Source organism: Vibrio sp. QJM3NY_27, assembly GCF_057785955.1.
Genome location: NZ_CM173511.1, coordinates 874,178 through 891,187, shown reverse-complemented (window position 1 = coordinate 891,187; position 17,010 = coordinate 874,178). Strand labels below are relative to the sequence as shown.

Annotated in this window: 18 protein-coding genes; 15 read left to right on the top strand and 3 right to left on the bottom strand. The window is 44.7% G+C overall.

Features of this window, described 5'->3' with window-relative positions:
* Positions 1-111: 111 nt before the first annotated feature.
* Both AC3CIA_RS04055 and AC3CIA_RS04050 read left to right on the top strand, forming a co-directional pair.
* Positions 112-1,245, top strand: a complete 1,134-nt coding sequence (locus AC3CIA_RS04055; protein WP_017076832.1) for a flagellar assembly protein FlgT — start codon at positions 112-114, stop codon at positions 1,243-1,245.
* Between the two features lie 139 nt (positions 1,246-1,384).
* Positions 1,385-1,891, top strand: a complete 507-nt coding sequence (locus AC3CIA_RS04050; RefSeq protein WP_017084506.1) for a hypothetical protein — start codon at positions 1,385-1,387, stop codon at positions 1,889-1,891.
* A gap of 141 nt (positions 1,892-2,032) precedes the next feature.
* On the opposite strand, the gene AC3CIA_RS04045 is transcribed toward AC3CIA_RS04050, so the two are convergent.
* The 3 genes from AC3CIA_RS04045 to AC3CIA_RS04035 are packed head-to-tail and all read right to left on the bottom strand — an operon-like array spanning position 2,033 to position 4,792.
* The gene (locus AC3CIA_RS04045) at positions 2,033-3,274 is read right to left on the bottom strand and encodes an NAD(P)/FAD-dependent oxidoreductase (protein WP_488518564.1); all 1,242 of its coding nucleotides are present in this window, start codon (positions 3,272-3,274) and stop codon (positions 2,033-2,035) included.
* A 28-nt stretch (positions 3,275-3,302) separates the two neighbouring features.
* Positions 3,303-4,373: a methyltransferase gene (locus AC3CIA_RS04040; protein ID WP_488518563.1), complete on the bottom strand. Its 1,071-nt coding sequence runs from the start codon at positions 4,371-4,373 to the stop codon at positions 3,303-3,305.
* Positions 4,374-4,402: 29 nt separating this feature from the next.
* Positions 4,403-4,792, bottom strand: coding sequence for a hypothetical protein (locus AC3CIA_RS04035; protein ID WP_488518562.1), 390 nt, complete (start codon positions 4,790-4,792; stop codon positions 4,403-4,405).
* Positions 4,793-4,864: 72 nt separating this feature from the next.
* Here AC3CIA_RS04035 and AC3CIA_RS04030 point away from each other — a divergent pair, with 72 nt between their 5' ends.
* The 13 genes from AC3CIA_RS04030 to AC3CIA_RS03970 all read left to right on the top strand — a co-directional run bounded on the left by AC3CIA_RS04030 (position 4,865) and on the right by AC3CIA_RS03970 (position 17,008).
* Complete coding sequence (locus tag AC3CIA_RS04030; RefSeq protein WP_198597110.1) at positions 4,865-5,614, top strand: beta-ketoacyl synthase chain length factor; 750 nt, start codon at positions 4,865-4,867, stop codon at positions 5,612-5,614.
* The gene (locus tag AC3CIA_RS04025; RefSeq protein ID WP_488518561.1) at positions 5,611-6,381 is read left to right on the top strand and encodes a lysophospholipid acyltransferase family protein; all 771 of its coding nucleotides are present in this window, start codon (positions 5,611-5,613) and stop codon (positions 6,379-6,381) included. The genes AC3CIA_RS04030 and AC3CIA_RS04025 overlap by 4 nt, the downstream gene beginning before the upstream one ends.
* Before the next feature lie 104 nt (positions 6,382-6,485).
* Positions 6,486-6,746, top strand: coding sequence for a phosphopantetheine-binding protein (locus AC3CIA_RS04020; protein ID WP_102445120.1), 261 nt, complete (start codon positions 6,486-6,488; stop codon positions 6,744-6,746).
* 10 nt (positions 6,747-6,756) lie between these two features.
* A complete protein-coding gene (locus tag AC3CIA_RS04015) occupies positions 6,757-7,014 on the top strand; it encodes an acyl carrier protein (protein WP_004739745.1) in 258 nt (85 codons plus the stop codon).
* Positions 7,014-7,571, top strand: coding sequence for a COG4648 family protein (locus AC3CIA_RS04010; RefSeq protein WP_488518560.1), 558 nt, complete (start codon positions 7,014-7,016; stop codon positions 7,569-7,571). The genes AC3CIA_RS04015 and AC3CIA_RS04010 overlap by 1 nt, the downstream gene beginning before the upstream one ends.
* Positions 7,572-7,577: 6 nt before the next feature.
* Entirely contained in the window at positions 7,578-9,020 is a 1,443-nt protein-coding gene (locus AC3CIA_RS04005) for an AMP-binding protein (RefSeq protein ID WP_488518559.1), read from the top strand.
* An 89-nt stretch (positions 9,021-9,109) separates the two neighbouring features.
* The gene (locus tag AC3CIA_RS04000) at positions 9,110-9,472 is read left to right on the top strand and encodes an ApeI family dehydratase (protein WP_488518558.1); all 363 of its coding nucleotides are present in this window, start codon (positions 9,110-9,112) and stop codon (positions 9,470-9,472) included.
* Entirely contained in the window at positions 9,465-11,264 is a 1,800-nt protein-coding gene (locus tag AC3CIA_RS03995) for a glycosyltransferase family 2 protein (protein ID WP_488518557.1), read from the top strand. The genes AC3CIA_RS04000 and AC3CIA_RS03995 overlap by 8 nt, the downstream gene beginning before the upstream one ends.
* On the top strand, positions 11,242-12,789 hold the full coding sequence (locus AC3CIA_RS03990; protein WP_488518556.1) for an HAL/PAL/TAL family ammonia-lyase: 1,548 nt from the start codon (positions 11,242-11,244) through the stop codon (positions 12,787-12,789). The genes AC3CIA_RS03995 and AC3CIA_RS03990 overlap by 23 nt, the downstream gene beginning before the upstream one ends.
* Positions 12,790-12,828: 39 nt before the next feature.
* Positions 12,829-13,359 (top strand): acyl-CoA thioesterase, encoded by a 531-nt coding sequence (locus tag AC3CIA_RS03985; RefSeq protein WP_488518555.1) that lies wholly within the window; start codon positions 12,829-12,831, stop codon positions 13,357-13,359.
* Entirely contained in the window at positions 13,346-14,044 is a 699-nt protein-coding gene (locus AC3CIA_RS03980; protein WP_488518554.1) for a LolA family protein, read from the top strand. The genes AC3CIA_RS03985 and AC3CIA_RS03980 overlap by 14 nt, the downstream gene beginning before the upstream one ends.
* The gene (locus AC3CIA_RS03975) at positions 14,016-16,388 is read left to right on the top strand and encodes an MMPL family transporter (protein WP_488518553.1); all 2,373 of its coding nucleotides are present in this window, start codon (positions 14,016-14,018) and stop codon (positions 16,386-16,388) included. The genes AC3CIA_RS03980 and AC3CIA_RS03975 overlap by 29 nt, the downstream gene beginning before the upstream one ends.
* Entirely contained in the window at positions 16,385-17,008 is a 624-nt protein-coding gene (locus AC3CIA_RS03970) for a DUF3261 domain-containing protein (RefSeq protein ID WP_488518552.1), read from the top strand. The genes AC3CIA_RS03975 and AC3CIA_RS03970 overlap by 4 nt, the downstream gene beginning before the upstream one ends.
* Positions 17,009-17,010 lie beyond the last annotated feature (2 nt).

Genomic DNA, 17,010 nt, shown 5'->3' with positions numbered 1-17,010 from the left:
AACAGTCTTTGCTTTTCATTAATGGTTCAGATTAAGAAAAACGCACTTAAGTCAGCTTCAAGCTTATAGTTATTTGTTAAGCAATATTTATACCCAACTGGTAACGAATAGATGAAAAAAATAATTTCTTACTTATTTTCAATAAGTTCACTGATAACCATAAGCTTCAGTGCTCATGCCTCTTGGTATGAAGTTACCGGTACAGCAACCATCGTATCGTCAGAGGAAGCCGCAAGAGTCCATGCGCTGGAAGACGCGGTATATAAAGCGATCCAGTTCTCTGGTGCTGACATTGGTAGCATTGCTAACCTCACGCCCTACCTCGACGCGAAGAAGAAAGAGTTTCAATTTACCAATCATGAAGTGCGCTACATCTTGGTAGAAAAAGAGAAGAAACGCAGTGGCAATATAATGATCACTGCAAGGATCGACATCTACCCTTCGGCAAATGCTTGCCATGAGAGCCAATATAAGAAAACATTTTTGGTCGGCAACATTGATGTGACTTCCCCACAACAAGCTGTAATGGGCAGAATCTATAATATTGGTGATGATTTTAGCCATGTCGTTGACCGACAACTGGCGCAAGAATCTCGTAGCTTTGTTTCTGTTGGCACAACCAATTACGATATCGACAAGCGTCGACCGGAAGTGATCAAAATGATCGCACAAGACACGGGAGCACAGTACATTATCGGCGGTGATATCACCGATTTAACTGCGACCATTGAATCCAAGCTTCTAAAAGACGACATTATAAACCGCCAGTTTGCCTTAGAGATGCAAGTCTTTGACGGTAAGACAGGTCATCAGGTTTATAACCGTAGCTACCGTGAAGTGGCAAAATGGCCTTTTGCTAAGACCAGTGAGGTTGATACGCGCAGTGCTCGTTTCTGGGCATCAACCTACGGCAGTATGATGCTTCGCGTCAGCCGCAATATTATGTTGGACTTAGAATCAGAAGTATCATGTAAAATCACGCTTCCAGAGGTGGCTGCAGTATTTGGTAACACTGTGACCATTGATTTAGGTCGAATGCATGGCGTGCAACAAGGTGACAAACTGCAACTGTGGCACACTGGTTCGTTTATCGACCAACGAGGCTTGCCACGTAATAAGGTCTCTCAAAGCGATATCACGCTGACCGTTTCTCGCGTTTATGAGAACGAAGCTGAACTCACGATTGATCAACCTAGCCTAGCTGGAAGCATTCAAATTGGTGATGTAATGCAGAAAATCATGTAGTTAGCGACAAGCTCACTTCATAGTTTCTAATATAGCCTTAGCACTTTTGTTAAGGCTCTATTTTTTTCATGATGATTAGTTTCGGTTTTAACGTATTTGTCGTAACCTTATTAATAACATAATCATCATTTAGCAAACTATGAGCCAGAATAATCTAATTGGTGCGACCGGTTATCGATTTATATCGAAAGGCCAAACCGCTTTTAAAATCCACATCCATACTCCCGAAGATACGGTGTTACATCGTTCTGTCGGTTTTGTTCGTATGGGTGAAGACAAAGCACTAAAGAAAACCATCAAGTTAAGAGATGAGCTTGGCAGAAAGCTCTGGGGAAAGTTTTGGCCAAAAGTCCTTAGAGAGCCCTATCTGATGACGCGTTTACCGCACAGTTTAGAACCTAAAATAGTATTCAAACCAAACCCGACTCAGACAGATCCCGAACATCGAGATGAATGCTACATCGCTAAGTGGCGCGTATTCTCTGAAAGTGGTGAATACAAATACAGAACCAAAGTATGCTCTATAAGGAAGCACGGGCGACTCGCCGCCTACAGCCAAACCAAACGAGCGCTGCTTGAAGCCCACAAAGATGTGATTGAGTTACTTATCTTTATGGGACGATTGAACAGCATCGACCTGAAGTAGTATCAACTTCAGTAAAGCGAGTAAGCTAAGAATCAGCTTCCCATATTTAGCAGATACAGAAACAGCCGCATTGCGGCTGTTTTGATTTATAGGCTTTATCATTATGGTGCTTTAGTAGATTGCTACACCTTAATCGACCACCTAGCTTCGGCATATCTCCGACAGTGTCGTCAGTCGGCGTTTTGATTCTTTCACATAGGGGTTACTTTGATCCCATGCGTAACCAGCCAAAATAGAACACACCATTTGCTTAATCTTCGGGTTGGGATCTTGATAGAAAATCACATCCTGCAAAGTACCTGAGTACCATCCCTCAACATAAGTTCTAAAGGTGTTTACGCCAACCATCAATGGATCTGCATAATCACGTTCCCAATCAACCTTCTCACCATTGAGCTGCTTTTCCACGCACTCAACCGCAAACTGAGCCGACTTCATCGCAATCGTCACACCTGATGAAAATACAGGATCAAGGAACTCACCAGCATTACCTAATAGTGCGTATTTGTCTGTTGCAAGGTGCTTTACGTTGGCAGAATAGCCACCGATTTCACCCGCAGGGTTCGGATACTCTGCATTTGCCAAAATCTCAGCCAAACCCGGCTCTTCCATTGCCAGTTGCTTAAGAGCCGTAATCTTATCTTGTGGGTATGATTCAAAGAACTTAGGCTCACCGACGACACCAAACGAAGACACTCCGTTACTAAACGGGATCAACCAATACCAAACGTCAGGGTTGGTCGGGTGCACCGAGATCAGAATTTTGTTTCGATCATATTCAAGGTCGGTATCAACCTCTGAAATATGATCGTTAACATGCGTGAAAATAGCTTTACGTGGAGGAAGCGATGATGGCTCCTCTAAATCAAGCATCTTAGGTAGCACGCGACCAAATCCACTGCCATCCAGCACGTATTGAGCTTCTAGCTGATAGTGTTCTCCATCAAGCACTTGTACGTCTAAAATGGTGCTGTCTTCAGTGAAGTTAATACCCATCAACTCATGTTGATAATCAATAGTAACGCCTTGTGCTTCGGCTGTGTCTGCTAACACCTTATCAAAGGCCCCTCGCTGAACCTGAAACGTGGTTCCCGGCCCAGCAGAGAACTTATCTTCAAAATTGAACGCGGTGTACACGCCATTTTTACGAAAAGCGGCACCATCTTTAAATTGAAAGTTAGCGTCAGCCACCGCTTCGCTCATGCCAGCTTGTTCAATCACTTCCATGCAAGCCGGTAACAAACTTTCACCAATAGAAAAGCGCGGGAAAAGGCTCTTTTCAATCACTCGTACATCGATGCCTTTTTTGTGAAGCAAAGACGCGGCAATAGACCCTGATGGCCCAGCTCCGATGATCACTACTTGAGTTGACAGTTTTTTCATTAATTTAAGCCATGTTTATTATTTTTTATTACGCGCCAGCTTTCAATTCAAGAAGCGTATGACCAAGGCCGATATCGTCGGTACGGGTCACCACTTCAAAGCCAGCTTCTTCAACGATCTCTAGGAAATCTTCACTGCGGTAAAAACGGCTGTTGCCATTGGCCAAGCAAGTGAAGTAAAGAGAGGTCGCGTTTAAGCTATAAGAAGCCGCATCGTATTTCTGTGCATCCCAAAACAGTTCAAGGATATAGACCGTCGCCTCTTCTGACATATGAGAGCGAACACGCTTTAATATGCTCAGAATCTCCATTGGCGAGAAGCAATCAAGGAACTGGCTCATCCACCACACATCGGCGCCCGTTGGCAGGGCTTGCTGTTTGTCGAGCATGTTGGCAGGGAATGGAGTCACTCGGTCTCGATGGCCATGTTGTGTCGCGTTTGCCATTGCCATTTCTAGTTGCTGTGGCAAATCAACAATCGTCACCTCAACGTCAGCATCATGGTTGCAGCACTGCATCGCCCACTTACCGGTGTTACCGCCAATATCCACCAGCGATTTAGGTTTCTTACTGAAGACTTTCTCAAGCAAAATAGGGAAAGAACGGTCTGAATAGAAGTGATCAAACTTGAACCAGCTCTCTTTTGCTTTTTCTGGCAATTGAGACAAGCCTTGGTAAATAGTTTCCCAGTCACCCAGCTCTTTCAAACCCGCAGGTGTACCTTCTTCAATTGCTTCAGTTAGATGCATCATCGCGGCGTAACAAACATCGGCTGTGAAATCCATGTTTGCGTTGGTCATACCATCGTGCAGAAGGTAAAAACCAAGGTTGGCCATTTTATAGTTAGGTTTGTCCCAAGTAACAATATGAGCACTTAACGCCATATCAAGCAGAACTTTTACGCCGTACTCAGATACGCCCGTTATTTCCGAAAGAGTCTCTGCAGGTAAACCATCATTACCCGCGTCATCTAACGCTTTCAAGATACCTAAATCACGAAGTGTACGAGCAGTGTGAAAAACAATTGGAGCGAAAGACAACTTTTGCGCTTCTGTTTTTGCTTCTAATGCATTGAATGGATCTAATTTATATTCCGACACGAAAAACCTAACTTTAAAATAATAGAGGGTTACTCAGCAGCCATTTGTGCAAGCTTACGTTTAATATCAACGTTTAAGTTATTAACCCAACGGTTGTAATTACGGTGTATTTCACCATCGTCATACTTCAAATTCTCTGATTCAACGTAAAGAATAGAGTAAAACTTGTCACTATAAGGAATTTCAACCACCGCATGGTGTGAACGAACATACAGTTCAGCACGAATCAAGCCAGGCTTTATTTCTGAAACCAACCAGCCTCGGTTTTTAGCAGACTCATAAATAGCTGATTTCACCTGTTTACTTTGAAGATTAAGTGCAACTGGAGTATCCTCAACATTCATTACAGGTTGGACACGTCCACACCCTGCAAGAACGAATATGAATAACATTGAAACGGCTATTTTTAGTAATTTCATTTAAATTCCTTACCTGTGTTTATTTATAAGCACGCATAGTATTTAGTTAGACCCAAAGCAAATCAATACTCTATGTCAAATCAATCCCAATTAATGTCGTTTAATATTGAGAAATGGTCTGCAAATTCTGCGGGGCTCAATTCCGTTGCCGAATGGCAAACATGGAGCACAAATTTAGATTGGCCACAAGATGGCTCAACTGAATTTAAAGCCATCCCGCCGATGATGCGTCGCCGAATGAGCCTGCAAAGTAAGCTTGCCGTCCAAACCGCATTGACTCTATTAAAAGACACCTCGGTTGATTTTCTGGTTTTTGCCAGCCGACATGGTGAGCTGCACCGAACTGCCACATTGATTCAATCAATCTTAGAAGGTGATGACGCCTCACCAATGGCGTTCTCGCAGTCGGTGCACAATACCGCTGCTGGCCTCACAACGATTGCCGCAAAAGCGCCGATTCCACTGACCTCTATCGCTGCTGGGCAAGATACCTTTCATAACGCCCTGATTGAAGCTTACCTTTATCTTCATCAATACCCATCGCATCGTGTCTTAGTCATCGACTTTGACCAACCGCTGCCTGAGCTTTATCAAGAATACGAAACTCAGCACTATGCCGATTATGCTCTGGGCTTAGTGCTCACGACTGGCAGTGAATACTCTATTACTAGAACAGTAGAAGCCAACCAAGTATCTTCCGGGTTACCACAAGGGCTACAAACGCTCCAACATATCTTATTGGGTACAAATAAGTGGACTGTTGCTGGTAAACACCAAACTTGGTCGTGGATAAATAACGCCAAGACAGGTACACAGCAATGAGCAAGTTAGACCAATATTGGCGAGTGTTTGCGACAGGATTCTGCTTTACCACCTTTGGGCTGGGAGGCTTAGTATTAAGCTTCTTAATCTTACCTTCTATTGCAATAACGACACCCAATACCATTCAAAGAGAGCTTAAGGCTCAACGACTGATTCGCTTCTCATTCAATGCGTTCTGCCAGATCATGAAATTCACTGGCGCGATTGATTATCGAATTGATGGTGCTGAACTGCTGCGCGAAGATCGCAACTGCATCATCGTTGCCAACCATCCGAGCTTAATCGACTATGTGCTGATCGCCTCTCAACTTCCTCAATGTGATTGCCTCGTTAAAGCAGCGATATGGGAAAACCCATTTATGAAGAGGATCGTGAAAGCGGCAGGTTATATACCCAATCAAGCACCTGACGATCTTTTAGAACGTTGTGAAGAACGTTTTTCACGTGGCAACGTACTGCTGGTTTTTCCCGAAGGAACTCGCACAACGCCGGGAATTGAACCATCCTTACAACGTGGTGCGGCGCAAATTGCTACTCGAACACAAACCGATTTACGCGTGATTCATATTACGGTTTCTCCGACATTCTTAACGAAAGAGAAAAAATGGTATCAAGTTCCTGCTACGAAACCCTTTTTTCATATTGCGGTGAAAGGTAAAATAGAAGTCGCACCATTTATTGAGAATTCGAACAACTTAACTTCGGCAGCAAGACGCCTTAATCATCATCTTGCATATACTATTTTCCCTTCCGAAGAAAACATTTAGATAATCAATAAACAGCAGGCGATATCGGCATTTCGAAAATACATCGCATAATGTAGAATCGCCCCATTGAAGCAGCATTTAGATAAAGCATTAAGTAGGCCAAAGTGGAAACATTACACAACGAACTGAAACAACTAATCATCGACGCGTTAAACCTTGAAGATATGAGCATTGATGAAATTGAAACAGAAGCTCCACTATTTGGTGATGGACTGGGACTAGATTCTATCGATGCACTTGAGCTTGGTCTTGCTATCAAGAAAAAGTACAACATTATCATCGATGCCGACGATTCAAACACTCGCCAGCACTTTGCCTCGGTTGAAAACCTAGCGAATTACATCTCATCTCAAACGAACAACTAGACAGATCTTTATGACACAAGCTAACCAACAAGAAGTATACAACCAGGTTAAAGATGCGCTGATTGAGCTGTTTGAGCTTGATGCTGAAGATATCACTCCTGAAGCACACCTTTATCTCGATCTAGACCTAGACAGCATTGATGCTGTCGATTTGGTCGTTCATCTACAGAACGTAACAGGTAAGAAGATCAAACCTGAAGAGTTCAAAGCAGTACGCACCGTTAATGACGTTGTAGAGTCTGTGGTTGAACTTTTGAAGGACGCATAATGCGTCCTCTGCTGACTTTACTGTCGGCAATCATACTGTTCACTTATCCAATAGCGGTTTACTTTGGACTCAACAAGTTTGGTCTACAAACCGTTGGTATCGTCTTGGCCGTTATCTTTGCTGTTCGTATTTTCTCTGGCGGGCAGGCTAAAATAAAAGAGCTAAAACACTTAGCTTGGATCAGCGGAAGTGCCGGAATTGTTCTGCTAGCACTAGGATTAACCTTCAAGCAGCATGGTTGGTTAACCTATTATCCCGTCATCGTTAATGTTTGTATGTTGGCTGTATTTGCTTCAAGCCTATGGCAACCTCAAACGATTATCGAGCGCCTTGCTCGTCTCCAAGAGCCTGAACTTCCGCAAAGTGGCGTTGATTACACGCGAAAGGTCACCAAGGTTTGGTGCCTGTTCTTCGTTATCAATGGCTCAATCGCGCTTTACACTTGCTTCCTACCGCTTGAAATCTGGACCTTATACAATGGCCTACTCAGCTATTTTTTTGCCGGGTTACTCTTTGCGGGGGAGTGGGTAATTAGACAGCGCATTCGTCAGAGTTAAATTGTTATGACCCAAACCGTCTCTTACACTTCCTTGTCTGCGCTTCTCAGCCAGAACAGATCGCCAGATTCTATTGTCTGCTTTGACGACAATAGCGAGATTACGTGGCAAACATTTAACGACGACTTATCTCGACTCGTACACCTTTTATCTTCACTCTCTTTTCAACGAGTCGCGATTTGTACCCAAGACAGCTACCTATTTTCGGTGGCCTTTTTGGCATGTGCTGTCAGCAAAAAACACATCATCTTACCGGGTAACTATCAACCTTGTGCACTTGCCGAGCTAAGTGAGCATTTTGATTGCCTACTGGTCGATGATTCGATTGGAACCGTTGAGGTTAGTGAAGTTTGCAACATTCAAACGATCTTGAATTCCAAACACTCAAACACCGAAACATCAACGCTTTTAGTGAATGACCTAGCCGCGATTGAACTAGCTGTTATTGACCCTGTATCTATTGATTTAGCTTCTATCGACTTAGCTGCTATCCACTTGACCCTGTTTACTTCAGGTTCAAGTGGTACGCCCAAAGCTATAGACAAAACCTTAGAGCACCTAGATATTGAAATCGCTCAGCTAGATAAAAACTGGGGCGATTTACTTAAGGGCAACAGAGTCCACAGTACGGTCTCACACCAACATATCTATGGTCTGTTGTTCCGAATTTTATGGCCACTTTGTTCTGGTGTTCCATTTGCTCGACACAATCTTGAGTACCCTGAACAAATCCTATCTCACGCTAATAAACAGAGCGTGCTGATCAGCAGCCCTGCGCTACTCAAACGATTAAAACACGAGACAAAGTCTGCACAGCTAGCTGGTATGTTCTCTTCTGGTGGCCCTTTACCCACCGAATCGGCTCACCAGTCACGAAACCTGCTTGGTCATCTACCTATCGAGGTATTTGGCAGCACAGAAACCGGTGGCATCGCATTTCGTCAGCAAAAGAGCGCTCAAACGCCTTGGCAACTTTTTGACTGTATTGAGGCAAGTCTCAACAGTGAGAATTGCATTAAGTTATTGTCGCCCTACATCGATAACAATAACTGGTATCAAACCGCAGACGAGTGCGAAATGGTCTCGGAGAATCAGTTTATATTGAAAGGCCGAACCGACCGAGTGATCAAGATAGAAGAAAAACGAGTATCACTGGTTGAAGTCGAAAAGCGACTTGAGCAACTGCCTTGGATAAGCGAATGTGTCGTCATTCCATTTGAAGAACCGGAGCGCTTAATCTTGGCGTCGGTTTTGGTATTATCAGAGGATGGCCAAGCGAATCTCACCACCATGAGTAAAGGTAAGTTCTGGTTGATACTGCGTTCAGAACTTAGAAAATGGTTAGAACCGATCGCTATCCCAAGAAAATATCGCATTGTTGATGAGATTCCACTCAACAGCCAAGGTAAGCGACTAACCTCTCATATCGAACAGCTAATAAAATCATAGAAACCGCTGATCGTATTTTACACTGAGGTTATCTTTTTATATTTTTGTCACAACACCCATTTTCAGCCCAAGGATTCTAAGCACACGCTATGGATAAGAGAAAACCAAACGTCATTGTTGTTGACACTGCAGAGAAAGAATCGACCCTGACACTCCATATTACTGGAGACATCACCGATTTTAAGGGGCACTTCAAGAGCTTTCCTATTCTTCCTGGTGTTACACAGATTGATTGGGCACTTCACTACGCAGTCCAAGAACTGAGTGTCCCTGGTTTTTTTAAAGGCATGGAAGTCATCAAATTCCAAGAACCGATCCTGCCAGACTCGACCATACAGTTGTCACTCAAGTGGGACGCTGACAAAGACAAACTTAGCTTTAGTTACACCTCAAACAACGGCGAACAGATTCACTCTTCAGGCAAAATGAAGCTGGGAGAGAAAAGTGAATAGCGCTGAGGCTGCTTCTCAACACGCACTTGAAGAAAGCAACTACAAGGCTTGCTTCCTAATTCCGTGCTTTAACCACGGTGCAACCATGCCCTCGGTGGTCTCATCACTTCTTAATTTCAAACTTCCGATCATTATTGTTGATGATGGCAGTGAACTCGCGACCAAACAGTTTCTGACTCCACTTGCCGATAGCCCAAGCGTGACTTTGGTAACACTTGATCACAACCAAGGCAAAGGCGGCGCGGTAAAAGCGGGAATTAAGCGAGCGCAAGAGCTCGGCTTTAGTCATGCCATTCAGATTGATGCTGATGGGCAACATGACCTAGACGCCCTACCCGCATTAATCCAAGCTTCACAAACTAAGCCCCAGCACCTTATCTCTGGTCAGCCTGTCTATGACGAGAGCGTGCCTAAGGCAAGGCTCTACGGACGCTACGCGACACACATTTGGGTATGGATAGAAACCCTCTCTCTATCGATTAAAGACAGCATGTGTGGCTTTAGAGCGTATCCGATCAACCAAACTCAAACGGTGTTGGATAAGTACGATGTTGGGTCTCGAATGGACTTCGATATCGAGATTCTGGTTCGCTTATATTGGGAAGGCTGTGACATCGACTTCGTTGAAACGCGAGTCATCTATCCTGAAAACGGCATATCTCATTTCGATGCGCTGTGGGATAACGTGAAAATCAGCTGGATGCACACGAGACTGTTTTTCGGCATGCTGCCGAGAGCACCAAAATTGATTGCTCGCCATTTCAAGATAGATTCAGTTAAAAGTGGGCAAAACCAATATTCCTTGGCTGAATCAAACAAGAACGAGTCAGAACAACCCCATTGGTCTCGCACTCAAGAGCGCGGCACAGTATTAGGCATCAAACTGTTATTGGCTGTTTATACCTTGTTAGGCCGAGGCGTATTTAATCTGATTTTACGCGGCGTGATGCGTTACTACCACCTAACGGGCAAACGTGCACGAAACGCCTCAGAACAGTATCTATTTCAACTGAAAACCTACGCTGAACAACAGAATATTGAGTTACCCACTGAATTAACCAGCTATAACCATCTGCTTTCTTTTGGTCATACGATGCTAGACAAGTTGGCTGCATGGAAAGGGGATTTTTCGGTCGATAACCTAAGCATTCATGGTCAAGAACAATTTGAGAGCATGGTGTCAAATAAGCAAGGTGTGCTAATCCTAGGTTCTCATCTTGGCAACATCGAACTGTGTCGAGCTTTGGGTCGCAGACACTCGAACATCAAAATCAATGCATTGGTTTTTACCGAGCACGCTGAGCGTTTTAATTCGGTGATGAAAGCGGTCAACCCGCAGTCTGATTTAAACCTGATTCAGGTAACTTCAATGGGGCCTGATACTGCTATCTTGTTGCAACAGAAACTGGAACAAGGTGAGTGGATTGTGATTGTTGGCGATAGAACCTCCACCAGCAAAGAGAGCCGTTCAGTATGGGCTGAGTTTTTGGGTAAGGAAGCGCCCTTCCCTCAAGGGCCATTTATGTTAGCCTCTGTTCTCAAAGCGCCAGTATTTCTATTATTTGGGCTACGTGATGACTCACAATCTAAGCCGCATTTTAATGTCTATTTCGAGCATTTTAGCGACAAAATAGAACTACCCAGAAAGACTCGCGAACAATCTTTACAGCAAGTCGTGCAAAAATACGCAAATCGACTTGAGCACTACACACTGAAAGCACCGCTTCAGTGGTACAACTTTTTTAATTTTTGGACATTGAGCAAGCACCATGACGAAAAAGAATCCAAATAGCATCACCTTTGGTGCCGAACGCCTCACGATTGAGGATGTTGTCGCTATCTCACAAGGCGCAAAAGCTTCGATGAACTCAAGTGAAGCCTTCACATCTAAGATCGACCGTGGTGTCGCTTTCTTAGAACGTCTGTTGAAAGAAGAAGGCGTGATCTATGGTGTGACAACCGGTTACGGTGACTCATGTACCGTTGCAATTCCGCCAAACCTAGTTGACGAGCTACCACTGCATTTAACACGTTTTCACGGCTGTGGTTTAGGCGAAATACTGTCTCACGAACAATCTCGTGCAGTATTAGCAACTCGCCTGTGTTCTCTGTCACAAGGTGTCTCTGGTGTGACTCATGATTTGCTCAACCAGATCGTTACTTTGATTAACCAAGACATCTCACCGCGTATTCCTCAAGAAGGATCGGTGGGTGCCAGTGGTGATTTAACGCCGCTGTCTTACTTAGCGGCCGCACTGATTGGTGAGCGCGATGTTATCTACAAAGGCGAAGTTCACCCTACTAGTGACGTCTACAAAGAGCTAGGAATTAGCCCTATCAAGCTTAAGCCAAAAGAAGGCTTAGCATTAATGAATGGCACGTCAGTAATGACGGCTTTAGCTTGTATCGCCTACAAACGTGCAGAATACCTAGCTCAGCTGTCGACTAAGATCACCGCAATGGTGTCTGTCGGTATGCAAGGCAACGATTTCCATTTCGATGAAGCACTGTTTGCAGTGAAGCCTCATCCGGGTCAACAGCAAGTTGCTGCATGGCTACGTGATGACTTACAAGCAGATCGCCCGCCACGTAACAGTGACCGTCTGCAAGATCGTTACTCATTGCGTTGTGCTCCACACGTTATCGGTGTCGTTCAAGACTCTCTGCCTTGGCTTCGCCAAATGATTGAGAACGAGCTCAACAGCGCTAACGATAACCCAATTATCGATGGCGACAACGAGCGCGTACTGCACGGTGGACACTTCTACGGCGGCCATATTGCCATGGCGATGGATACGTTAAAAACAGCAGTAGCCAACCTTGCGGATCTGCTTGATCGCCAAATGGCACAGTTGATGGATTACAAGTTCAACAACGGACTGCCATTTAACCTAACAGGCGCAGAAGGCGAACGTAAGCCAATCAACCACGGCTTCAAGGCAGTACAGATCGGTGTTTCAGCTTGGACAGCAGAAGCATTGAAACACACCATGCCGGCAAGCGTGTTCTCTCGTTCAACCGAGTGCCACAACCAAGACAAAGTCAGTATGGGCACCATCGCAGCTCGTGATTGTTTACGTGTTCTGGAGCTAACAGAGCAAGTAGCAGCGGCATCACTTCTGGCGGGTACACAAGCACTCGAGCTTCGTAAACGTCACAATGAGCTTGATGAGCACCACATGAGTGAAAACCTAAAGTACATTCGCGACGAAGTGCTTAAAGAGTTTGAATTTATCGTTGAAGACCGACCACTTGAAGGCGATCTACGCCACTTCATTGCTCGTATTCAAAGTCAGCACTGGTCACTTTACTCATAGAGTAGCTAACCCTTTACGCAATATTGTTGAGAGCGATTTATGTCTGAAATCCTTCATCCATTACAATCTGAGGTGACTCTGATTACCTCATTCCAAGATGCCGACCCGATGGGCGTGATCTATCACGGTAATTACTTCCGATTTTTTGAAGAAGTAAGGTGCATCATGATGGATAAGATTGAGTACAACTACCATGAGATGAAGGACTCAGGCTACATGTGGCCGATCATCGACACGCGTGTAAAGTACATTAAGGCGATACCGTTCAATCATCAGATCAAGGTATCGGCTAAGTTGACTGAATGGGAAAACCGCCTGCGTGTTGACTACGAAATTCACGATGCCAACACAGGTGCTCGCATGACACGCGCCCACACAATGCAGGTTGCGGTGACCATTGAAGAACAAGAAATGTGTTTTGCTTCGCCGAAAATATTTACCGATAAAATCGATCATTGGCACCAATTTGGCTGTTTGCCACAATCAAACACCACTCAGCCAAATAATCCACTATCCGATCAATCTCAAGCAACTAACACACAGCAGCAGGTGAAACATGAGTCTGTTTAAACACGGACGTAAGCAAATCAGCATCGCACTACTAGGGCTTGCCTCTGTGATGGCGAGTGGCTTTGTTATTGCTAATGAAAGTACAGCTGCGGTTGGCTCTATTTCAGATCTGCAAACAGTATTAAGTGCAAACAACATCGTGCGTGGAGAGTTTACTCAAACACGCAATATGGAAATGTTCGCTCAACCTTTAACATCACAAGGTGCTTTCTTGTTAGACAAATCGAATGGTTTGCTTTGGACACAAGCGACACCCTTCCCTGTGAGCTTGGTGTTAACCGACAACAAACTGAGCCAAAGGTTTGCTGATCAACCAGCTAAGATCATCACCGACCAAGAAAACCCAATGGCGTTTTATTTCAGCCATATATTCCTAGCGGTGTTCCACGGTGATACTCAAAAACTCCAAGAGCAGTTCTCACTGTCATTTGAACCCGCGACTGAGCAAAGCTCAGATGAAAGTGCAAATGAAAGCACAGAGGGTACCTCATGGACGCTCACTCTAAAGCCCAAAAGTGCGCCAATGAATGCGGTATTTGAAGCCATCACACTACAAGGTAACAACGATATTGAACGCATTGAGCTGAAAGAGATTCGTGGAGACAGCACAGTGATCGAATTTAGCCAGCTAAGCCATCAACCGGAAGTATTATCAGATGCTGAAGCGCAACAATTCCAACTCTAGCCTTGCCCTTATTTGGCTTGTTGTCGTGGTGCTATTTAGCGGACTGTTAATCAAACAGTTCGCTTTTTCTTCTTCAGTACCGATTGAAAGCAACATTATGAAATTGCTGCCAGAAAACCAGCAAGATCCTATGGTAGAACAAGCCTTTCAACAGATTTCCAACTCGATGAGTGAGCAAGTCGTCTTCATAATAAGTGGCTCTGATATCGAACATGCCACCGCTGCCACTAATGCTTTTGAAAAAGCCCTCAACCAAAGAGCGTTCTCCAGTCAGCCAACTCTTTTTAAGCACGTGCAAGGCAAAATCAACGCCAGCACTCAAAGCCAATGGAGCGATTTCTATTTTCGTCATCGGGCTCAACTGTTGACCGTTCAACAAAAAGAAACACTGGTACACTCGCCCGAATCTCGCGCTCAACATGTAATTCAGTCGTTATACAATCCATTTTCAGGCGTCACTGCAGCCGAACTGACACTCGATCCTTTTTTGTTATTTCGAGACTACATTAGCGAAGTTGGTACTCGTTCGAGTAACTTTAGCCTTAAAGAGGGCTACCTAACGGCGCAATCGCAAGATCATTCACACATTTTGGTTACCGCAACCTTGGCTGGCTCTCCCTATAGCTTGGCTATTCAAGAGCAACTTCCGGCACTTGACGCTTTAGAGCGAGACATAGAGAAGCAATTTGACGTCAAAGTTCAGCACACTGGCGTGGTTTTCTACGCTAATTATGGCACTCAAAGTGCAAAATCAGAGATCAGCACCATTGGTTTAGGATCGTTAGCTGGCGTTATTTTGTTGGTGTGGCTGACATTTCGTAGCGCCCTACCACTTGTCTTGTCTCTACTTTCGATAAGTACTGGATTACTGGTTGCACTCGCGAGCACCGTCGCTATCTTCGGCAAAATTCACTTGTTCAGCTTAGTGTTCGGTGCCAGTTTGATCGGCGTATCAATCGATTACTCTTTTCACTTCCTTACCGATCGCTTAGCGGCAGGAAGTAAATGGCAAAGTAAAAAAGGGTTGCAACATATCCTTATTGCGATCAGCTTGGGGCTTATTACTAGCTTGATTGGCTACCTAGGCTTGCTTGTTGCACCTTTCCCAGGCTTACAACAGCTTGCTTTGTTCTCGTCAATTGGACTCATTGCAGCTTACGCCAGTGTAGTGTGTTGGTACCCCGTTTTAGCGGCGAAACCAAGTCAGGAACGTCCACTCCCCCTAGCGAAGCTTTGGCATAGTTGGTTGAGTGTATGGAGCAAGCCAAAATTCAGAATAGGCTTACCGTTAACGGTGACTGTCGTTAGCATAATGTCACTCAGTCAAATTCGTTACGACGACGATATACGCCAACTTCAGGCAATGCCAGAGCAGCTCAAACAGCAAGAGCAAGCCATCACTGAGATTTCAGGATTAGGCAGTGGTCAAAATATGCTGTTGGTGACTGCGAAAAGTAATCAAGCATTACTGAAAAAATTGGCATTGATCACCTCTGAATTAGATTCATTGATCGAGAAGCGAGGCATCTCAGGATATCGCAGCGTCAATCAACACCTGCCAAGTGAGTACGAGCAAAATGAAAACTATCGACTGGTGAAACAGCTCTACGCTAATCAGAGCTCAACATTACAAACCACATTAGGTTGGTCGAGTTTCCCTGATCTTCCTAACTATGAACCAATAACAGTTGATGAGTTTTTAGCATCACCAGTATCAGAACCCATTCGTCCTCTTTGGTTGAGGCCGATAGATGGACAAGCTGCGTCTGTTATTTTAATCAAAGATCTCACTGACTCAGAGCTGTTCTCTCAATGGCTTTGTTCAGATTTTACTCAGCAACAAGATGTTAAGTTCCTCAATAAGGCCGATGAAATATCGTCGCTTTTTGCTGAATACAGAGTCAAGATCACCGAACTATTATTAATAGCATTGGCAGCCATTGGAATGGTTTTAGGTTGGCGCTATGGCGTAAAACAGAGCCTGTTGATGCTGTTGCCGTCTTTGATTGCGGGAATCGCAGGGCTAGCGATCACCGGCGTTTTAGGTTCGACCTTAAACCTATTTAACTTATTGGGTCTGATTCTGATTCTAGGGATTGGCATCGACTACACCCTTTTCTTTGCTGAGCAGAAGAAATCACTGAGCACCTTGTTAGCCATTACCTTGTCTGGTCTCACGACGCTGCTTTCATTTGGTTTACTGTCACTAAGTCAGACTCATGCCATTCATAGCTTCGGTGTTACCGTCTTAACGGGTATTTTTGTGGCGTGGTTGCTTTCTCCACTCGCGATTAACAACGAACAAGCCGCGGAAAAATCAAACTCTCGAGAGGCTTTTAGATGAACAAAACAATCAAGATAGCGCTCGCCGTAGTATTTGGCTTATTACTCAGTGCTTGTTCGATGGTGTCTCAACAGCCAACAGGCGCAAGTGTCTCAATCGACAAAGACACAGAGCTAGCCTTGCCGCAGCCTGCGGAGCTGGGATACTCATTTACGGCGAGCCAACTGATCAGCGCAACATGGCAAGACGATACGCAGCAACTTCCTGTTCAAGTCGAAGTGACAGCGGATAAAGTGGTTTTGGCGGGGTTTTCTTCTTGGGGTACTCGCATCCTATCGCTGCAATATCAAAATCAAGTGATTGATACGCAGGTTTTGTCTGGGCTTGGCGCGACCCTGCCGCAACCCGAACAGGTGCTATTTAATTTAATGCTGACCCTATGGCCAGTTGAAGCGTGGACTCAACCTTTAGAAAGTATCGGCTGGCACTTGGTCGACACAAAAAACAGCCGCACAGTGTTTGACGATAACCAACAGGCAATCATTCGAATTGATTACCAAGCGGATTCCGGAGCTGACAAAACTCGCGGCGATATTGTTTTCACGCATTTGACCCAAGGCTATACCATCACTATACAAACGTTGAACTCAACGATTGTCGACAACCCAAGTAAGAGCTGAAC

Bases quoted from the DNA above. Each gene is read 5' to 3' on its own strand.
- AC3CIA_RS04055 (WP_017076832.1), top strand. From the start codon at position 112: ATGAAAAAAATAATTTCTTACTTATTTTCAATAAGTTCACTGATAACC.
- AC3CIA_RS04050 (WP_017084506.1), top strand. From the start codon at position 1,385: ATGAGCCAGAATAATCTAATTGGTGCGACCGGTTATCGATTTATATCG.
- AC3CIA_RS04045 (WP_488518564.1), bottom strand. From the start codon at position 3,274: ATGAAAAAACTGTCAACTCAAGTAGTGATCATCGGAGCTGGGCCATCA.
- AC3CIA_RS04035 (WP_488518562.1), bottom strand. From the start codon at position 4,792: ATGAAATTACTAAAAATAGCCGTTTCAATGTTATTCATATTCGTTCTT.
- AC3CIA_RS04030 (WP_198597110.1), top strand. From the start codon at position 4,865: ATGTCAAATCAATCCCAATTAATGTCGTTTAATATTGAGAAATGGTCT.
- AC3CIA_RS04025 (WP_488518561.1), top strand. From the start codon at position 5,611: ATGAGCAAGTTAGACCAATATTGGCGAGTGTTTGCGACAGGATTCTGC.
- AC3CIA_RS04015 (WP_004739745.1), top strand. From the start codon at position 6,757: ATGACACAAGCTAACCAACAAGAAGTATACAACCAGGTTAAAGATGCG.
- AC3CIA_RS04010 (WP_488518560.1), top strand. From the start codon at position 7,014: ATGCGTCCTCTGCTGACTTTACTGTCGGCAATCATACTGTTCACTTAT.
- AC3CIA_RS04005 (WP_488518559.1), top strand. From the start codon at position 7,578: ATGACCCAAACCGTCTCTTACACTTCCTTGTCTGCGCTTCTCAGCCAG.
- AC3CIA_RS04000 (WP_488518558.1), top strand. From the start codon at position 9,110: ATGGATAAGAGAAAACCAAACGTCATTGTTGTTGACACTGCAGAGAAA.
- AC3CIA_RS03990 (WP_488518556.1), top strand. From the start codon at position 11,242: ATGACGAAAAAGAATCCAAATAGCATCACCTTTGGTGCCGAACGCCTC.
- AC3CIA_RS03985 (WP_488518555.1), top strand. From the start codon at position 12,829: ATGTCTGAAATCCTTCATCCATTACAATCTGAGGTGACTCTGATTACC.
- AC3CIA_RS03980 (WP_488518554.1), top strand. From the start codon at position 13,346: ATGAGTCTGTTTAAACACGGACGTAAGCAAATCAGCATCGCACTACTA.
- AC3CIA_RS03975 (WP_488518553.1), top strand. From the start codon at position 14,016: ATGCTGAAGCGCAACAATTCCAACTCTAGCCTTGCCCTTATTTGGCTT.
- AC3CIA_RS03970 (WP_488518552.1), top strand. From the start codon at position 16,385: ATGAACAAAACAATCAAGATAGCGCTCGCCGTAGTATTTGGCTTATTA.